The following is a 17,902-nucleotide window of genomic DNA, read 5'->3' as shown; positions in this document are numbered from 1 at the left end:
TAGTAGCAGCCCTTAATGGATGCTTGCCTGAGTTCATATAGTCTTTCTTCCTTATAGGTTTACCCTAAGAGCCTTGAATTCCAACACCCATCTGTAAGGGCATTTTCATTAGAATAATTCAGGCATCGAACCTTGGTTAACAGTAGACTGTAACCGTTTAACTAAATGTGCTGCCACTAATTTATTATTGTCAATCAAACAGTTAAAAAAATTTACTAACTTTGGTTAGTTTCACATGCTTCTTAAATAAATGAAAATAAGGCTTTATTTCTCAATTGCCCTGCTTGCCGTAGCACCTTTTTGCTACAGCCAAACAAATCCTGCCCTTCAGTATTTTCCATTAACAGCCGTATCTCTGCAAGAAAGCCCCTTTCTTAAGGCTCAGCAAACAGATATGCAGTATATTCTGGCTTTGGAGCCTGATCGATTGTTAGCCCCTTTTCTGCAGGAAGCTGGTTTACAGCCGAAGGCCAAAAGCTACGGTAACTGGGAAAACACCGGTCTGGACGGGCACATCGGGGGGCACTACCTTACAGCCTTATCGCTGATGTATGCATCTACCAAAAACGAAGAATTGTTGCAGCGGCTCAACTACATGGTAGATGAACTGGCTAAATGTCAGCAAAAAAACGGCAATGGCTATGTAGGCGGCATACCGGGTGGTGAAGCCATGTGGCAGCAGGTTGCAGCCGGCAACATAGAGGCCGACAACTTTTCACTAAATAAAAAGTGGGTACCACTCTATAATATTCATAAACTGTATGCAGGCCTTGCAGATGCCTACAGAGTGGCCGGGAACCGACAAGCCCTGGAGGTGCTGGTAAAGCTATCGGATTGGTGTATTGACATAACTCAAAACCTGACCGACGCCCAGATGCAGCAAATGCTGCGCAGCGAGCATGGCGGCATGAACGAAGCTTTTGCAGATGTAGCCGAAATAACCGGCGGCCAGAAATACCTACGGCTGGCGGAGCGCTTTTCTCACCAGAGTATCCTGAATCCGCTACTCGAACAAAAGGATGCGCTCAATAACCTGCACGCTAATACTCAAATTCCTAAAGTTATAGGTTACAAACGTGTGGCCGATGTCGCAGATAACAAAGCCTGGGATGAAGCCGCTACCTTTTTCTGGGACAAGGTCATAAACGAGCGCACCGTATCGATTGGTGGAAACAGCGTAAGAGAGCACTTTCATCCGGCCGACAATTTTACATCCATGATCGAATCGGAGCAGGGTCCGGAAACGTGCAACACCTATAACATGCTGAAGCTTACAAAGCTCCTGTTCGCTACGAACCCCGATGTAAAGTACCTCGATTACTATGAGCGCGGCTTGTACAATCACATATTGTCTTCGCAGCACCCAACCAAGGGCGGGTTTGTCTACTTTACGCCCATGCGTCCACGGCATTACCGCGTGTACTCTAATACCCAGGAAGATTTCTGGTGCTGTGTAGGGTCCGGCCTCGAAAATCATGGAAAGTATGGGGAACTTATTTATGCCCATACTTTCCATGATCTTTATGTGAACTTATTTATTCCTTCCACTTTGGAATGGAAAGAAAAAGGCTTAACCCTGCAGCAAAAAACTTCCTTTCCGTTCAAAGAGTCTTCTCAGCTGCAACTAAAGCTGAAGAAATCTCAAAAGTTTACGCTAAACCTCCGTTATCCGGGCTGGGTTAAAGCTGGTGAGTTAAAGGTAAAGGTAAACGGTAAAGAAATAAAAACAGATGCTGCTCCCTCTTCTTTTGTACGCATCGACCGCAAATGGAAAAACGGGGATGTGATTACGCTTGCCTTGCCCATGCACACAGAGGCAGAATTTCTGCCTGATGGCTCCTCCTGGGCCTCCTTTGTTCATGGCCCAATAGTATTGGCCGCAATAACCGACACGACCGATATACCGGGCCTGTGGGGCGATGGCAGTCGGATGGGGCACGTGGCCAATGGCCCCATGTACCCCATCGACCAGGCTCCTGTAATTGTTGCGAACAAACCCGAAGCAGCTGCCACCCTAAAACCAGTAGCCGGCAAACCTTTAACATTTACTGCTGCGGCTGTTTCTCCGGAAAAATTTAATAACGTGCAGTTAATTCCTTTCTTCCAGGTGCACGAAGCGCGGTACATGCTATATTGGCCGGTACTCACACCCGAAGAAAAGGAAAAGCAACAGTTGCTCCTACAGCAGGCAGAACAGGAAAAGCTGGCTCTGGAAACGAAAACAGTAGACCAGGTGGCAACCGGGGAGCAGCAACCCGAATCGGACCATAACTTTAAAGGCGAAGGCACCGATATGGGCACGCACCAGAACCGCTTCTGGCGCCACGCCACCAAATGGTTCAGCTACGACCTCCGAAACAAAAACCGCGAAGCCAAAATGCTCCGCATCACTTATTTCGGGCAGGATAAAGATCGCTCTTTCGATATTTTGGTGAACGATGTACTGGTAAAAACAGTGAAGCTGGATGGCTCAAAAGGTGATACATTTTATGAGGAAGATTACCAACTGCCCCAAAAAGTGCAGCAATCAGAAAAGCTGACCGTAAAATTTGTAGCCCATAAAGGTTCTGTAGCAGGTGGCATTTACCATGTGAGGTTGATGAAGTAGCAGATTAAGATAGAAGTCGAAGAAGGGCTTCTATCTCAGAGTTGGAGTTTTCAGCCTCTTTGCCATATAGTTTGGTAGAGAGGCTGATTTTTTTTCATTTGATAGGTCCATTCCAACAAAAGCTCTCCCTATGCCGCAAGTTTAGCAATAGCGTAATTTGTGGTTGTACAAGAGGAAAGGTAGTAATTTGAAACAGTTTGAAAGGAGAAAGTCTACGCAGTCTAAAAACCTAACTTCTTCCTATTCAATCAGTTGCTACTTTGCTCTACCTGAGGTTTACTGGGGACTGCAGAGAAAACCCAAACTTACCTATTCCTTCAGTCCCTGCATTACCTCCTTAATTCCCACCAACCCTTCAGAAATATTCTCCAGCTGCGTAAGCACCTGCCCAACCTGGTTGTTGTCGCCAAAGCCTTTTAGTTTCTGGTTACGCACGAAAGTCGTTTTTATCTCTTCCCAGCGCTGCGAATCTGCTTCGGTGGCAATGCCAATGAGCTGCTTAAACTTAAACATATTGGCTTCGGCACCGGAAGTTAGCGTTTGGGACTCCGCTTCGTAGTGCGATAAAATCAGCGTCTGCAGTTCCTGTTCATTCATAATCGGTACCACTTTCTCAGCCAGCTTGTTCATGTTGCGGTAGGAACCCTGTAGCTTAAAGGCCGGCTCCATGCGGTATTCTTCCTGCTGCGCCGCCGACCGGATGTACTCCAGATTCACCTTCAGAATCACGTCCTGTACCTTAAGCAGCTTTTGCAGTACCTGCACATATTCACTTAGTTCAGCAGGTGAATGGTGGCCTTCAAATTGCAGTCCCTCGCTGTTACCGGTTTGTGCCAGTTGCAGTATCGCAAACACATCTTTATGACTCTTTGCCGCCAGCTTAGCCAGAATAGCATTTGAGGTTAACGCGTTTTCGATGTAGCTTAACTTAAAGGCTTCCTCCGTGTCGCCAATTATATCACCGAGGTTGTAAATATCTGCGCGGTTGGCAAGCATATCCGGAATGCGGAACTTCTCGCCAGTTTCGGTATAAGGGTTTCCGGCCATTACCACGCATACTTTGCGCCCCCTGAAATCGTAGGTCTTGCTACGGCCTTTATACACACCCTCTATTTTGCGCTGGGCATCGCAAAGCGAGATAAACTTCTGCAGCAGCTCCGGGTTGCAATGCTGAATATCATCGAGGTAAATCATCACATTGTCGCCCATTTCAAACGATAAATTTAATTTCTCCAGCTCTTCTCGGGCAGCAGCATTCGGTGCTTCAGATGGGTCAAGGGCTGTAACATAGTGCCCTATGGCAGGTCCGTTTATTTTCATAAATATAAGTCCCAGTCTGTTGGCTATGTATTCCATAAGGGTGGTTTTGCCATAGCCCGGCGGCGACAACAGGAGCAGCATGCCCATCAGGTCGGTTCGTTTGGTCTCTCCTGCCGTACCCATTTGCTTGGCTAAGTTAGCCCCGATCAACGGCAAGTATACCTGGTCTATGAGTTTGTTGCGCACAAAAGACGACAGAACCCGAGGCTTAAACTCCTGCAGCCGTAGTTCCTCTTCAAAGCGGTGGCTCAGTTGCTTTTTCAGGTCGGTAAATTCAACGAAGGCTTTGGCAGTGGTAGTGGTGTACTGCCGCATCTTCTCTACAAAACTATAATACTGTAGCTCATAGGTTTGTTGCTCAAGAAGCGGGTGTGTTCCCAGCATTGGGCGCAGCTTTGCCTCCAGCACCGTATGAACCACCTGCTGCTGGTGATAACTGTTGGTAAATAACAGCACAGCTGCCTCTGTTATATAAGTTGATTTATTATGTAAACCAGCATGAGTAATGAAAGCTTTGAGCCAGTGCTGAATCAGCTCGAACCGTTGTACAGGGTTATCAGCCAGCGCTTTTACTGATGCCTCGAAAGCCGCTGTTACTTTATGTTCTGCCAGGTAATGCTTGAAACTCGCGTACAGTTCCGCTGACTGATGGTCTATAATAAACTGGTTGCCTCGCGTGAGTTCATAAAACAGGTAATCGCCTGCCTCTTCTGCTCTTGCATCCGTACAAAGTCCAGTCTCCTGCTGAAAAGTCGCTACCTCTGCACGAAGCTCCTCCTTTATAGCATCGAACTCATGCGTATCGGGAAAAACCTGCAGAATGGCACCAACGCCTTTTAGCTGATGATGAAGCCTGACTTTGCGATCTTCCGGCACAAACGCCTTCCAGTGCAATTGTGCACAGGCCCTGGCAGCAGATGGGTATCGAAGTAGATCAGCGGTTTTAATAAAACGTGTTAAGGCTTCCAATATAAGGGCAGCATCATGATCGTGCACACCCTTTAAATAACCATCGCTGAAACGTATAGCCATGAACTGGTTCGTATAGGCTATCAGCTCTGCTTCCGTTAATTTATACAATTCGTCTATCGCAAGCGCCGGTTGTTTCAGTTTCTGAGCCTGCTGCAGTATTTTCTTATCCTGGGCTACTTCCAGTATTTTGAAAGCCAGGAACTCCGCCCGGTACACCTGGTTGTTTTCAGATACCAATGTTTGCTCCCAAACCGGCTTATAACTCTGAAAAACCTCATCAGTAACGCGCTCAAAAAAGCTGGTGCCGGCAAGGTGGAAGAACATGGCCTCGTTTCGGTGCACCATGCTCAGCTCCAACGGTTGGTTGTTTACGGTAAACTGGTGCTTACCCAGGCGAATGATATTTGCGCCTTCAGAGAACAGTTCCTGCTTATCCTTTAGCTGCCGAACAGTGTCTTCCCTCAAGGTTTTCAGACGGCTCTGAATGGCATCGGCTTTAACAGTATCGCCCAGCTTCAGCAATTCTTCAACTGCGTTCCGCACCTTCTCTATCATCAGGTCGGAGGCGAAGTAGCCGTTAATTTCAGTTACACTGCTAAGTTTGCTCATGCGGCTCTGGATTGCTTTTAGCATCCTGTCTGCTGCCTGTTGCAAGCTATTGGCTCGTTTATTCCGACTCTCCTGTAGCGCTACTTTCTTTGTTTCAAATGCGCTGTATATTTCCTCCCGCTTGGTAGTTATCTGCTCCAGAAAATCTTCAAAATCCGGAAATTTGCCTTCCAGTTCCTCTAGCTGCACCATAAGTTTGGCCAGGTATTCTTCGCACTTCTCAGGCGTGTCGCATACATCCAGGTAGTTGATCACGCTTTGGCTAATGAGCTTCAGTTGTGCGCTAAACTCTGCTTTTCCTTCCTGTGTCAGTAGCTCTTTTCGCTTCCGGCGCAGAGCTGCTCTAACCTGGTTAAAGGTGGCGTAGATTGAAGAAATGGTATCGATAATGCTGGTCGTTTGGGTGGCATCCTCAATCTTAAGGTTACTGACCACATCTATCAGCATTTCCAGCTCAAGTGCTACAGCAGCTACCTCTTTGTCTATGGCATCGGCTTCTATTACCTTTACTACCGCCTCTATGGCAACGTGAATGTGCTGCACTTTCTCCTCGTAGGGCTGCAGGGCATTGGGCTTCAGTAGGAAGGTAACGGTGGCATTGGAAATATTTTGAGTAAAATCCTGTAGCTGTGCCTCGTAAGCCTCAATTTTCATGAGGTCAGCATAGCGCAGGTCCCGCAGTGACACTACTTCTCCTCGGATGGTACGCAGCTCTGCCAGGTACCGCACATAATCATTTATGTGCTCAGCCTTCTGGAACTTCAGCAAGTTCAGCAGCGAATCCGCTTTACCTAGCACCTCCTCCAACTGCTGCTTTGTATTTTTCTTTATACTGGTAACTTTCTCAAATTCTTCTACAGCCGCTGTAGCCGTTTGCCGAATAGCCGACATAGGGGCTGCCAGGTTGTAGGTTTCAGCACGATTCAACCAATGGTACGAGTCCAACACATCGGTTGTCTTCTTTATCAGGTCGAGGTACAGGTTCTCGTAAGAATCTTCTTTCTGCAGCAGGGCCAGCACCTCGTTGCTCTCGGACATGGCGCTTACAATGTCTTTGTTGCCTATTTTGTACAGGTATGACTCTTGCGTAACCGGAATTATAAAGTTGGGCCCGATATAAGGTGTTTGCCATATTTGGATGGCATGGTGTTTCTGAGGCTCCTCATCGGCCCGGAAATAACAAAGCTCTCCATTTTCAAAAACAGCATAGCCGTGGCAAATAATAGGTGTTTCTATTTGCTGTGTGATCAGGTTGTAAGACAGCAACAGGTACAGACCCAGCTCCTTGTTGTAAAAAATATACAGAAAATCTTCGCCGTTTGGTGATGCGATCCGTTTTTCGAAAAGCATGTCCTGCAGGTTGTTGTCGAATTCTTTAAACTCGCCAGTTTGCAGATAATAGCCATAGGCATAAATAATTCCTTGGCCGTCTGGCAACAGCACACAGCTATGCTCCAGCGCGTCTATGCGTCGCGCCTCTTTCAACTTGGCATTGTAGACTATGTACCGGTAATTATTTTCGCGGTAAGGGCGTATTTTCAGAATAATGATGTTGCCGATAATCGAATAATAGATTTCAGAATCGTCGAGAGTCTGGTCTTTATCTTCTACTTCTTCTGCATAAATGCCCTGGCCTGTGTCGGTATTATCTTCCACCTTAATTGTCAGGTCGCCCCCGGTAGTTTCTACAAATACTTTGTCCTCGATGGAAACATGAGGAAACTTGCCTTTTCGCTGCGACTCCCGTAAGGTCCGTTTCCAGCTAAAGTCATACTGGTTTGGGAACACAAACTCATGGTCGCTGCGGTTGTCAAGGTAAATAATGGCATCGTCCTGCAGCAGCCATTTAAACGTTTTGATGTCGTTTAGGCCTTTGCCTACCCTGAACACCATAAACAGGTGCGTACCAAGTACGGCAAATTTTACAAACTGCGTATTCTTGTAATATTTATAAAGCTTTTTAAAATCTTCTACAAACTGGTTATGTTGCAGCAGTTCCAGTGACTGCTGATGGAAAGAATGGCCCTCGTAGGTGTAAACGCCAAAAACATCCGACAGCTCCACCTCCGATTTCAGGCCAAGATGTACATTGTACCCGAATACCATACAATAACCGACCGGCACCATATCCATTGGTACGCAGTTGTTTTCGGTGGTAATACGTTCTGTTGTAAGCAGGGCCGTTTCGATGGCACCAAATACACCTTTTCGCTCCTGATTCAGTTGCTCCAGTAATGCCCGCAGCTCATTTCCGTTTTTCTGCAAACGGTTGCGTAGTATTTCATAGGTACCACCTTCCAATTGCACAACTTCTGCTGCTTCTGGACTTGTAGTGGTTGTAGTATTGTCTTCCATGGGTGGAAAGTTTGGCTTTATCGGCAATGGTTTTGGCTGGTTCAATCGAGCTGAGATTATTCTGTTTTGTATCGATACATCAGTAACCTCTTGGCTAGAGCTGCATCTTAAATGTTTGCACAAACTGATTACCCCCAAGGCGTGGGCTTTGAAGCTACCCTCAGGGGCTGGAATCTAGTTCAGCAACAATACAGGAAGCCCTTACTCTCTGTCAGTTGAATCAGATTCTAGAATACCTAAAAAGAAATAAATCAGGTTAAGTAGCAAAAACAGTGAGGTGTGTTCTTGTTACTTAACCTTATCCCTATAAATTCACCTATTCCTTAGTTCAGAGAAATATAAGGCTTATCCGCAATGCCCATGGCGGTTGCGGTGGAGGTTAATTGTTTTAGGGTGTTGAGGGTGCTCTCATCAGCACTGTTTTGCATCATCTTCAGAAGCAGCGCCGATACACTCAGGTTGCGCACATCATCGGTAGTCATACCAAATTGATTCACGAAGTTTTGGAGATTGGTTTTAAAGTCGATGTCTCCGTTGCTGTTTACATGGAAAAACGCATCCTTCACTGTGCCTAATACGTTGCTGTTGCCAACTAACCTGTCGACAGCTTTGCCTTTGGTGATGGAACCTACAATCTGGTCGAAGAACATAGTTTCGCCACCCACAATATCTATTTTAGCTGCCTTCAGCGCTTCCGAAATAACAGAAGCCTGTGAGGCGGCAATGTCTTTCTGAATATTAATTTGCGCCAGTTCAATTGATTTTTCCTTATCCAGACGGAGCTTGAACTCTTCGTGTTCTTTGCCCACGCCATCGAGTTTGCGCATTGCTTCGGCTTTCTCTTCTATGCCTTTGGCATCTACAGTAAACTTCTCTCCTGTTACACGCGCTTCTGCTAAACCTTTCTTCTCGTCGGCTGCCGCTTTGTTTTCAATTACAGTGGCATCGGCCAGCCCCTGTTCTTTGGTTACTTTAGCTGCAACCAGGCCTAACTTCTCATTGGCTTCGGCTTGCGCTTCTGCTTTAGCGCGGGTGGCCTTGGCTTCTGCTATGGCCTGTAGTTCTATTACAACCGCTTCGGCTTCTCCTTCTTTCTGCATGGCCTGCGCTTTGGCTTCCATTACTTGTGCTTCAGACAAGCCCAGGGCTGCTGCGTGGGCAGCCTCTGCCTCTGCCATCACTTTTATTGCCTGCGCTCTGTTGTTGGCACTTGCCTGCTCCGCCTCTGCATCTATCAGCATTTGCTTGGCACGGAACTCAGCGGCGTTACGGGCAGCCTCAGCACCTTTAATTTCTTTCACCAACGACTGCTCTGCTTCTTTCTCCGCATTTTTAATGGCAACTGCCTTCTCACGTTCTGCCTCTGCAAATGCCTTGGTGTCTTTAATTTTCTCTTCCTCTTCCACCACTGCTTTCTCCACGGTAACCCGCTCACGGATAATGCCCTGAATGTTTTTGCGTTCTTCTTCTATCGCCTTTTCCTTTTCTATCTGTGCGAGTGCCACAATGCGTTCCCGCTCGTTTGCCTCCAGCATGCGAGCCTGCTCTACCCGTTCTGTTTCAATGGCATCGGTGCGCTGCTTGCTACGTTCCGCTACCAAAATCTGACGGTCTTTGTTTTGTTCTGCAATTTTTACTTCTTCTTCGGTAATGATACGTGCCTTCTCCGCCTTCAAGCGTTCTTCCTGGCGCACCTTCTCCATTTCGGCAAACTCCCGTGATTTAATGTTGGCTATTTCACGCTTCTGCTTCTCTTCGTTCTCGGCAAGCTGTTTCTCCAGTTCCAGAATGGTTTCCTGGGCTTCCACATCCTGCTTTTTAATTGTTTTCTGTTTTTCGCGCTCAATCAGGTTGGCCTGTACTTTTTGTTTGGCGGTGAGGTCAATTATTTTTTTGATACCCTCTGCATCCAAAATGTTGTTCTCGTTGAGATGCGTAAGAGGCGTTTGCTCCAGGTAATCTATCGCGCAGTCATCCAGCACGTAGCCATTCAGGTCGGTTCCTATAGTTTGCAGGATCTGGCGCTTAAATTCTTCCCGACTTTGGTAGAGGTCTACAAAATCAAAATGTTTACCCACTGTTTTAAGTGCCTCCGAAAACTTCGCGTCGAACAGGCCTTCCAGGGCTGCGTGATCAGAAGCACGCTTACATCCTATAGACTGCGCCACCTGGATAACATCTTCAGGCGTTTTGTTTACACGTAAAAAGAAGTTCACTTTTATATCGGCTCGTAAATTATCCTTACAGATCAACCCTTCTGCCCCAGTTCTGGATATAACAATAGTCTTCAATGTAATGTCCATCACCTCTAGTTTGTGGATGACGGGCACTACAAAAATGCCAGAAAAAGATACTAGTGTATCCCCAAGTCCGGTGCGCACAAGCGCCTCGCCCTGAATGGCTTTCTGATACATTTTAATAACAAAGGCAATCAAGCCAATGAAGGCTACCACCAGCATAATGGTGACAGACCAGGATACTTGTTCAATCATGGTTAATCGTTTTGGTAAGGTTCTATAAGGTAAAATTTATGCGGTTTGTCGTATTCCAATACAATGGCCCTGTCGCCTTTTCGCACAGACTGCCCTGCGGATGTTTTTATATTTAGCAGGAGTAAACCATCTGCTGATTTAATAGTAGCCTGCCCCAGCTCATGGCCATCTGCAGCAACAATTACAGTACAGAGCTTTCCAATTATATTAGAAGCCGAAGTATGGTCTTTCTCCATTGTATCAAATAGACTGATAAAAGGCGTAGTAAGAATCTTGGCCACGAACAGCCCTATGATGAAGGCAGGCACCAATAGTACCAATGCCAGAAAGACGGAAGAATTATCAAGGTAATGGTTCGCCAGGATAGAGATAGTCCAAACGGGCAGTACTAGAAACGTTAGGAAGAGCATCAGCGGAATGCGACCCAAGTTGAAAAAAGCCAGTGCTGAGTTGAGCCAGCTCACAGATGTAACTGCCTCCGATGCTGTATTGAACTCCAGCTCCAGATCAAAATAATCGAGGCCGACTACTCCAAGGATTACTGCTATCCAATAGAGCATCACGAACACCAGCATCGCGGTAGGGATAATATTGACGCTGGAAAAGGCAGCCTCGAATAGTTCCGACATTGAATCTATGTTAAAATATGGTTTGCAGTGTTATGATGGTGCTCCAACAGCGGAGAACCTGTCTGTAAATTTAAAGCCTTATTCAACCCAGAATTGAATAAATCATTCAGGAAAATGGAGAGCTACTTGTAGAAACAGGCAGCCGGATGTTTAATTATCTCAAGGCAAAAGGTACAACAGCTTGTATTGTTTTCTTTAATCCCACTTGCTACCTCTTATGTTAGAAAGCTAAGCCCTCCTAAGAATAAAGAGAACTTTTGAATTGCTCGTAACTCTAAATATAAGTAGTGCGTTGCCTCCGCTAAGCCCCGACCCGCAGCAATTTCAATTGTTTGAACATTTTTTTGTATAATAGTAGGTTATTTTTTAGAATTTCTCAAACTATAACCATTAAAATCCAAAAAAAATTTACTCTTTTTAATAAAATCTACCTCATGTAGAATTGCACTTAAACGTATGTTATTGCTGTGTAAGCTGCTGATATTCAACCAAAGCATAAGCATCACCCACCTTGCTATAATAGTGTAATCAGTACTCAAATTTGCAAATCTATCGCTCAAATTATTGTAATGAAAAAGGCCTCTCCGAGTATTTTTTCTCAATAAAGACGCTAGGCAGCACTAGGCTTTTATAAAGAACCGGCTACTTTTAGAAACGATTCCGGTTCTAAAAGTGACTTGACTTTGCCTCCTTCAGAGCATCAGCTTCTTTACCTTTATTAATTTGGCTCCCTTTCCTCTATTGGCAGGGCTCTGAAGTACTTCCTAATATGCTTGCTTTCACTAAAACCACCTACAGAGTAAAACGATTCTTTTATACTTCCCCTATGTAAAATTAGCATACCATGTTAAAGACAGACAAAATAATATTTTTTCAAGGTTATTAAATTATGAATTTTGCTCTTTAATCCACGTATTAGGTAAGCAAGTTTACATTCTAATTAAGTTCTCTCACCTCTTATAATTAAAGATTCACGTTATTTACCCATACTCTAACTTAAAGATTTAATATCAACACAAACTCTTCTTTTTGTTCCTTTTCTACTATTGCTCTTCCTTTCAATTGACTTTTTGTCATAACCCTCCCTGGTAGTGCCCGTAAAAAAACAAAGCGCCCAAGGCATCAAAAAACAAAGTCTATATAAAAATATGTACATATTTAAACGACATGGATAAATCTAAAGACACTGATTTAAAAGATGAGTTTGAGCAGAAGCTCCAAAGAAATGCAAACCAAACCCAAAACCGGGACAATTTGTCACATCCTGCTAGTGCACCTGATGTGGTAAACGATGATACAACTATTAGGAATAACAGAACCACAGAAGAGGTCGACACCACTATTCCAATAATTGAAGAACGTGTAGAGATAGGCAAAAGAGTGGTAGAGACGGGAGATGTGTACATTTCTAAGCAGGTGCATGAAGACAATGTTACCATAGACGTGCCCACCACCAAAGAGCATGTGCACATAGAACGTGTACCAATAAACAAATATGTAGACACTGCCCCTGCTGCTGTTCGGCACGAAGGCGATACCATGATTATACCGGTACTTCGCGAAGAACTGGTGGTGGTAAAAAAGCTTTTTGTTGTAGAGGAATTACATATAACAAAGAAACTGGAAACAACTCACGATTCGGAGCAAGTAACCCTCTTGAAAGAAGAGTTGCATGTAAACCGGGTTTCTAAAGATACCCCACGAACTTAAATCCTGGGCTTTATTTATTATTTAACTTAAAATCTAAATTCATTATGTCACAAACAGTTGTAGGAATATTCGATAAAGGTATAGATGCGCAAATGGCTGCTCAAAGTTTACAAAGCAGTAACATTAGCCCAGCATCGATAGATATATTACATAACGATTCTGATAGTATTCAACCATCTGCCACAGCCGCTGGTGCTGCAGGCATTGCACCTGGTGCTACTGCCACTCCATCTCAGCAATCTCAAGGTTATGAAAACCGCGACAAATCAGGTAGTGTCAGCAATTTCTTTCATAACCTCTTCGACGATAAAGATGAGGCCAGAAAGTATACTACCGCTGCGCAAAAGAGCTGGATTGTAACGGTGCATGCCAACTCTAAAGAAGAGGCAGAGCGTGTAGCCGAAACAATGGATAGCTGTGGAGCAGTAGATGTGGAGGAGCGTAGCCTTAGAACCAACCAGGGTGCAACTGGTGCCACCACTGCTTCAAGCGCTAGCACAGGATCTTTAGATCGTGATTTTGAGCGAGGAGAAACTTCCATTCCGATTGTGGAAGAGCATATGCAAGTTGGCAAACGCGTACAGGAAACCGGAGGTGTACACCTGAGAAGCCGAATTCTGGAACGACCAGTTGAGGAGAAACTGAGACTGCGCGAAGAACATGTTTTTGTAGAGCGCAACCCAGTAAATCGTCCTGCCACCGAAGCAGATATTCAAAACTTTAAGGAAGGCGAAACCCGCATTACAGAACATGCCGAAGTTCCTATCGTGAACAAAGAAGCAAGGGTGGTGGAAGAAGTGAGGGTTGGCAAAAGAACCGAATCTCATGAAGAAACCGTTCGTGGAACTGAGCGCAAGACGGAAGTAGATGTAGACAAGCTTAATCCGAACCGAGATAGCGACATCGACAGAGAACCAGGAAACCCTGCTATCCGCTAATACAGGCGCTAAAACAAACTTAAAATAGCATTTAATTTTCTGAAAAGGCAGCCACTATGTTGGCTGCCTTTTCTATTTTTAATAATGCTATCTTTCTGCCAAATTTCTAATAAAACAGTTTAAAATTTCTAATAAATACCAGAAATAAAGCATACAACTTACAAAAACTACATTCTTTCTGCATGCGCCACTTTGACTTTACCTGTGTTCAACTTACCTTCGGGTCGTGGAAACATGTGAACGATGTTTTGTTCGTGCTGCACAGTACCAACAGGGTAAGCTTCTAAAGCCGTTTATGATTTCTTCAACCATTTCGTTCGATTTTTTTAAGATTTTCTAACTGGCACGCTACCGCTATAAAGAGCAGGCAGATTGAGCCGGGCTACTATACATGAACTCACAAAAACTGCAGCAGCTTTCCCGCCAATTAGAGGGTGAGCTACATTTCGACAGCACCATGCGTACCCTGTACGCCACCGATGCCTCCGCTTACCGAGAAATGCCTTTGGCTGTCGCTTTCCCTAAATCAGAAGCCGACATCAAAACCCTTATTTCCTTTGCCCGCAGAGAAGGAGCCTCGCTTATACCCCGCACCGCCGGCACCTCGCTGGCTGGGCAGGTAGTAGGCAGTGGCATAGTAGTAGATGTATCGCGCACGTTTACCCAGATTCTGGAAGTAAACTCGGCGGAGGGGTGGGTGCGGGTGCAGCCAGGCGTTATCCGCGATGAACTGAACATGTTCCTGAAGCCTCACGGCCTGTACTTCGGCCCGGAGACTTCTACAGCCAACAGAGCCATGATAGGCGGTATGGTAGGCAACAACTCCTGCGGCTCAAACTCGATAGTGTATGGCAGTGCGCGCGAGCACCTGCTATCGGTAAAGGCTATTTTGAGCGATGGCACTGAAACAGAATTCGGGCAACTTACTTTACCGGAGTTTGAAGCAAAATGCCGTGGCGAAAACACCTCTGGTGAACTGGAGACACGCATTTACCAGGCAACAAAAGCCATGCTCTCACATGAACAGACGCAGGAGAACATTCGTCGCGAATTTCCAAAGCCAAGTATACAGCGCCGCAATACCGGGTACGCCATCGACATGCTGCTGGAGTCAGAGCCTTTTACTTTTGGCAAAGAGCCTTTTAACTTTTGTAAACTGATAGCAGGCTCAGAAGGTACCCTTGCCTTCCTGACAGAAATAAAACTCCATGTGGATCCACTTCCTCCGAAAGAGATTGGTTTGCTCTGTGTGCATTGCAACAGCGTAGATGAGTCGTTGCGGGCGAACTTGGTGGCCTTGCGCTTTAAACCTACCGCCAGCGAACTTATGGACCACTATGTGCTGGAGTGTACTAAAACAAACATCGAGCAAAGCCAGAACCGCTTTTTTGTGCAGGGCGATCCGGGTGCCATTCTGGTAGTTGAACTCTCCAGCGACTCAAGAGAAGAAATAGATCAACGTGCAGCTGCCCTGGTAGCAGAACTACAAGAAAACAACCTCGGCTACCACTATCCGCTAGTTTTCGGACCCGACGTTAAAAAGGTTTGGACTCTTCGTAAGGCCGGTCTCGGATTGCTCTCAAACGTACCTGGCGATGCCAAGCCAGTGGCTGTAATAGAAGACACGGCCGTAGACGTAAACGATTTACCAGAGTTTATCCGAGAATTTAACCTGACGCTGGAGCAGTATAACTTGTATTGCGTACACTACGCGCACGCCGGGTCAGGTGAGCTGCACCTGCGCCCTATTATTAACCTTAAAACAGAAGAAGGCAATAAGCTCTTCCGGACCATTGCCGAAGAAATTGCGAGCCTGGTAAAAAAATACAGAGGCTCCCTAAGTGGCGAACATGGCGATGGCCGTTTACGCGGCGAGTTTATTCCCTTTATGATAGGGGAAGAAAACTACAAACTGCTGGAGGAAGTGAAGCGAGTGTGGGACCCAGCCAATATCTTCAATCCGGGTAAAATTGTAAACACACCGTCTATGAACACCTCGCTCCGCTATGAGCCAGGGCAACAGACACCGGATTTTGATACAGTATTCAAGTTCAGGCAGCAGGATGGGGTGTTGAGGGCAGCCGAGCTTTGCAATGGTTCCGGCGATTGCCGCAAAACGCACCTGACGGGTGGCACCATGTGCCCTAGCTACATGGTCACCCGCAACGAGAGAGATACTACCCGCGGTCGCGCTAACGTAATGCGGGAATTCTTAACAAACTCCAGCAAAAAGAACCGCTTCGACCATGTAGAGATCAAGGAAGCAATGGACCTGTGCCTCTCCTGCAAAGGCTGCAAATCGGAGTGCCCATCTAACGTAGATGTAGCCAAGCTGAAAGCAGAGTTCCTGCAGCACTACTACGATGCCAACGGAGTGCCATTCCGGACACGTATGGTGGGCAGTTTCACTAATCTGAACAAACTGGCTGCTCTGGCTCCTGGCATGTACAACTTCCTTTTCAAGAACACGACGACAGCCGGTATTGCTAAAAAAATGATGGGTTTTGCCCCACAACGAACCTTGCCTTTGCTACAGGAAATAACGCTGCAAAGCTGGTTTAAAAAGCATAAAAGGAAAAAAGCAAATCAGCCGAAGAGTAACAAAAAGGTTTACCTTTTCTGCGACGAGTTTACCAACTACAACGACACCCACATTGGCAAAACGGCTGTGCTCCTGCTAGAGAAGCTAGGCTACGAAGTAGAAATTCCGAAGCACGAGGAAAGTGGCCGCACCTTCATGTCGAAAGGCTTGCTGCGCGATGCCAAAAAAATTGCGCAACAGAATGTGGCCCTGCTGAAAGATGTAATAACAGCAGATGCGCCGTTGGTAGGAGTAGAACCGTCTGCTATCCTTTCATTCCGCGATGAGTATCTTGACCTGGTAGAGAAAGATCAAGTGGAAGACGCTAAAAAGTTATCTGTTAACTGCCTGCAGTTCGATGAGTTTATAGCCCGCGAGATAATAAATAAGCGCATCGAAAAAGATATATTTAAAGATGAGCAGAAGCTGATAAAGCTCCATGGCCACTGTCACCAGAAAGCATTATCGTCAGTGATTTACACGCAGCAGATGCTCACCTTGCCGGCTAATTACAAAGTAGAAGTAATACCCTCAGGTTGTTGTGGTATGGCTGGTTCTTTTGGATATGAGGCCGAACATTATGACGTATCGATGAAGGTAGGCGAATTGGTGCTGTTCCCGACTGTGCGTCAGCAGCCAGAGGAGGTGATTATTGCAGCCCCAGGCACGAGCTGCCGCCACCAGATTCATGATGGCACCGGCCGCAAAGCTCTGCACCCGATTGAGGTTCTGTATAATGCTCTAAAGTAGCTTTTGATTAAGACTGCAAAAGAGGTTATCACTATTTTAAATGAAAAACAAAAGGTAGTACTCGAAGAGTGTACTACCTTTTGTTTTTCATTTAGTCTTTTTCAAACTTATAATAAGCGGCAAAAATAAACATAAACAAACCATAGCAAATGGTGCCGGCCGCGACCAGAAAAAACAAGCTATCGCCCCAAAAGCCTCCCCCAATAAAATCAAAGGCGGAGTCTGTGTCTCCTATGGCATTTGCATTTGATTTAGCAGCTCCTCTTATCATAAAGTAGGCAAGCACCAGCAGAATGATTCCCCTTGCAAAATAGCCGGCCCAAGCCAATACATGGAGCAGGCGCTTCTGATAAGTAGCCAGGTGCTCAATGTCGATGCGTTTCTGGTAATCTCCTTTTACCACAAACCAAAACTGAACCAACCCAGCCAATGCTGTAACAGCCCCCATGGCACCTACTATTATGCTCCCGCCATTCCAGGACAAAATTTGCGAAATCAAGAGTTGCCTTTCTTTTTCGCTGTTACCGCCATTGCCCAGAAGCACATCTATCGCAGAATAGGCAATAAAGCCATAGCCTACCCCGCTTAGAGCCACTCCTATTCTCTTCGACAGTCCACCTAAGTCGCTGCCAAACTCATACGGATCGGTTATAGCTTCAAAAATACGCCAAACAATATAGGCTACCATTCCAAGCAGCACTACCCAAACAGCAATTTCACCGAGGGTAAAATCCAACAAAAAATCAAGCATGCGTTCCTCGTCAGCCGATGCGCTAGCCATCCGAAATAAGGATAGGTTAGCAAAAGTCCCGATCAGAATATAAACCAAACCAATAGCAAAACAGCCGAATCGGGCCAGATGGAATACCAAGTTCTTGTACTTATCATTATTGGACATGGGGGCAGGTAAATATTGGATGCAAATGTTAGTGAAATTT

Annotated in this window: 8 protein-coding genes; 4 read left to right on the top strand and 4 right to left on the bottom strand. The window is 45.8% G+C overall.

Features of this window, described 5'->3' with window-relative positions; all coding sequences use genetic code 11:
* Positions 1–250: 250 nt before the first annotated feature.
* Positions 251–2,608 carry a glycoside hydrolase family 127 protein gene (locus tag ACMA1I_RS19465; protein ID WP_337070148.1) on the top strand — a complete coding sequence of 786 codons (2,358 nt, stop codon included), beginning with the start codon at positions 251–253 and terminating at the stop codon, positions 2,606–2,608.
* Positions 2,609–2,917: 309 nt separating this feature from the next.
* On the opposite strand, the gene ACMA1I_RS19460 is transcribed toward ACMA1I_RS19465, so the two are convergent.
* From ACMA1I_RS19460 to ACMA1I_RS19450, 3 genes are all read right to left on the bottom strand, one after another.
* Positions 2,918–7,864, bottom strand: coding sequence for a DNA repair ATPase (locus ACMA1I_RS19460; protein WP_337070147.1), 4,947 nt, complete (start codon positions 7,862–7,864; stop codon positions 2,918–2,920).
* Between the two features lie 323 nt (positions 7,865–8,187).
* Complete coding sequence (locus tag ACMA1I_RS19455; protein WP_337070146.1) at positions 8,188–10,356, bottom strand: flotillin family protein; 2,169 nt, start codon at positions 10,354–10,356, stop codon at positions 8,188–8,190.
* Between the two features lie 2 nt (positions 10,357–10,358).
* A complete protein-coding gene (locus tag ACMA1I_RS19450; RefSeq protein WP_337070145.1) occupies positions 10,359–10,985 on the bottom strand; it encodes a hypothetical protein in 627 nt (208 codons plus the stop codon).
* Positions 10,986–12,152: 1,167 nt separating this feature from the next.
* Between ACMA1I_RS19450 and ACMA1I_RS19445 the strand changes: the two genes are divergently transcribed.
* The 3 genes from ACMA1I_RS19445 (at position 12,153) to ACMA1I_RS19435 (ending at position 16,964) form a co-directional block, all read left to right on the top strand.
* Positions 12,153–12,695 (top strand): YsnF/AvaK domain-containing protein, encoded by a 543-nt coding sequence (locus ACMA1I_RS19445; protein ID WP_337070144.1) that lies wholly within the window; start codon positions 12,153–12,155, stop codon positions 12,693–12,695.
* Between the two features lie 44 nt (positions 12,696–12,739).
* Complete coding sequence (locus tag ACMA1I_RS19440) at positions 12,740–13,633, top strand: YsnF/AvaK domain-containing protein (protein ID WP_337070143.1); 894 nt, start codon at positions 12,740–12,742, stop codon at positions 13,631–13,633.
* Between the two features lie 391 nt (positions 13,634–14,024).
* Positions 14,025–16,964 carry an FAD-binding and (Fe-S)-binding domain-containing protein gene (locus ACMA1I_RS19435; protein WP_337070142.1) on the top strand — a complete coding sequence of 980 codons (2,940 nt, stop codon included), beginning with the start codon at positions 14,025–14,027 and terminating at the stop codon, positions 16,962–16,964.
* 91 nt (positions 16,965–17,055) lie between these two features.
* Here ACMA1I_RS19435 and ACMA1I_RS19430 read toward each other — a convergent pair whose 3' ends face one another.
* Positions 17,056–17,862 carry a DUF1206 domain-containing protein gene (locus ACMA1I_RS19430; protein ID WP_337070141.1) on the bottom strand — a complete coding sequence of 269 codons (807 nt, stop codon included), beginning with the start codon at positions 17,860–17,862 and terminating at the stop codon, positions 17,056–17,058.
* Between the last annotated feature and the right edge of the window lie 40 nt (positions 17,863–17,902).

Origin of the sequence: Pontibacter sp. 13R65, assembly GCF_047525655.1 — a bacterium.
Lineage (GTDB): Bacteria > Bacteroidota > Bacteroidia > Cytophagales > Hymenobacteraceae > Pontibacter.
The sequence above is the reverse complement of the archived record's forward strand: the minus strand, read 5'-3'. Positions and strand labels throughout refer to the sequence as shown.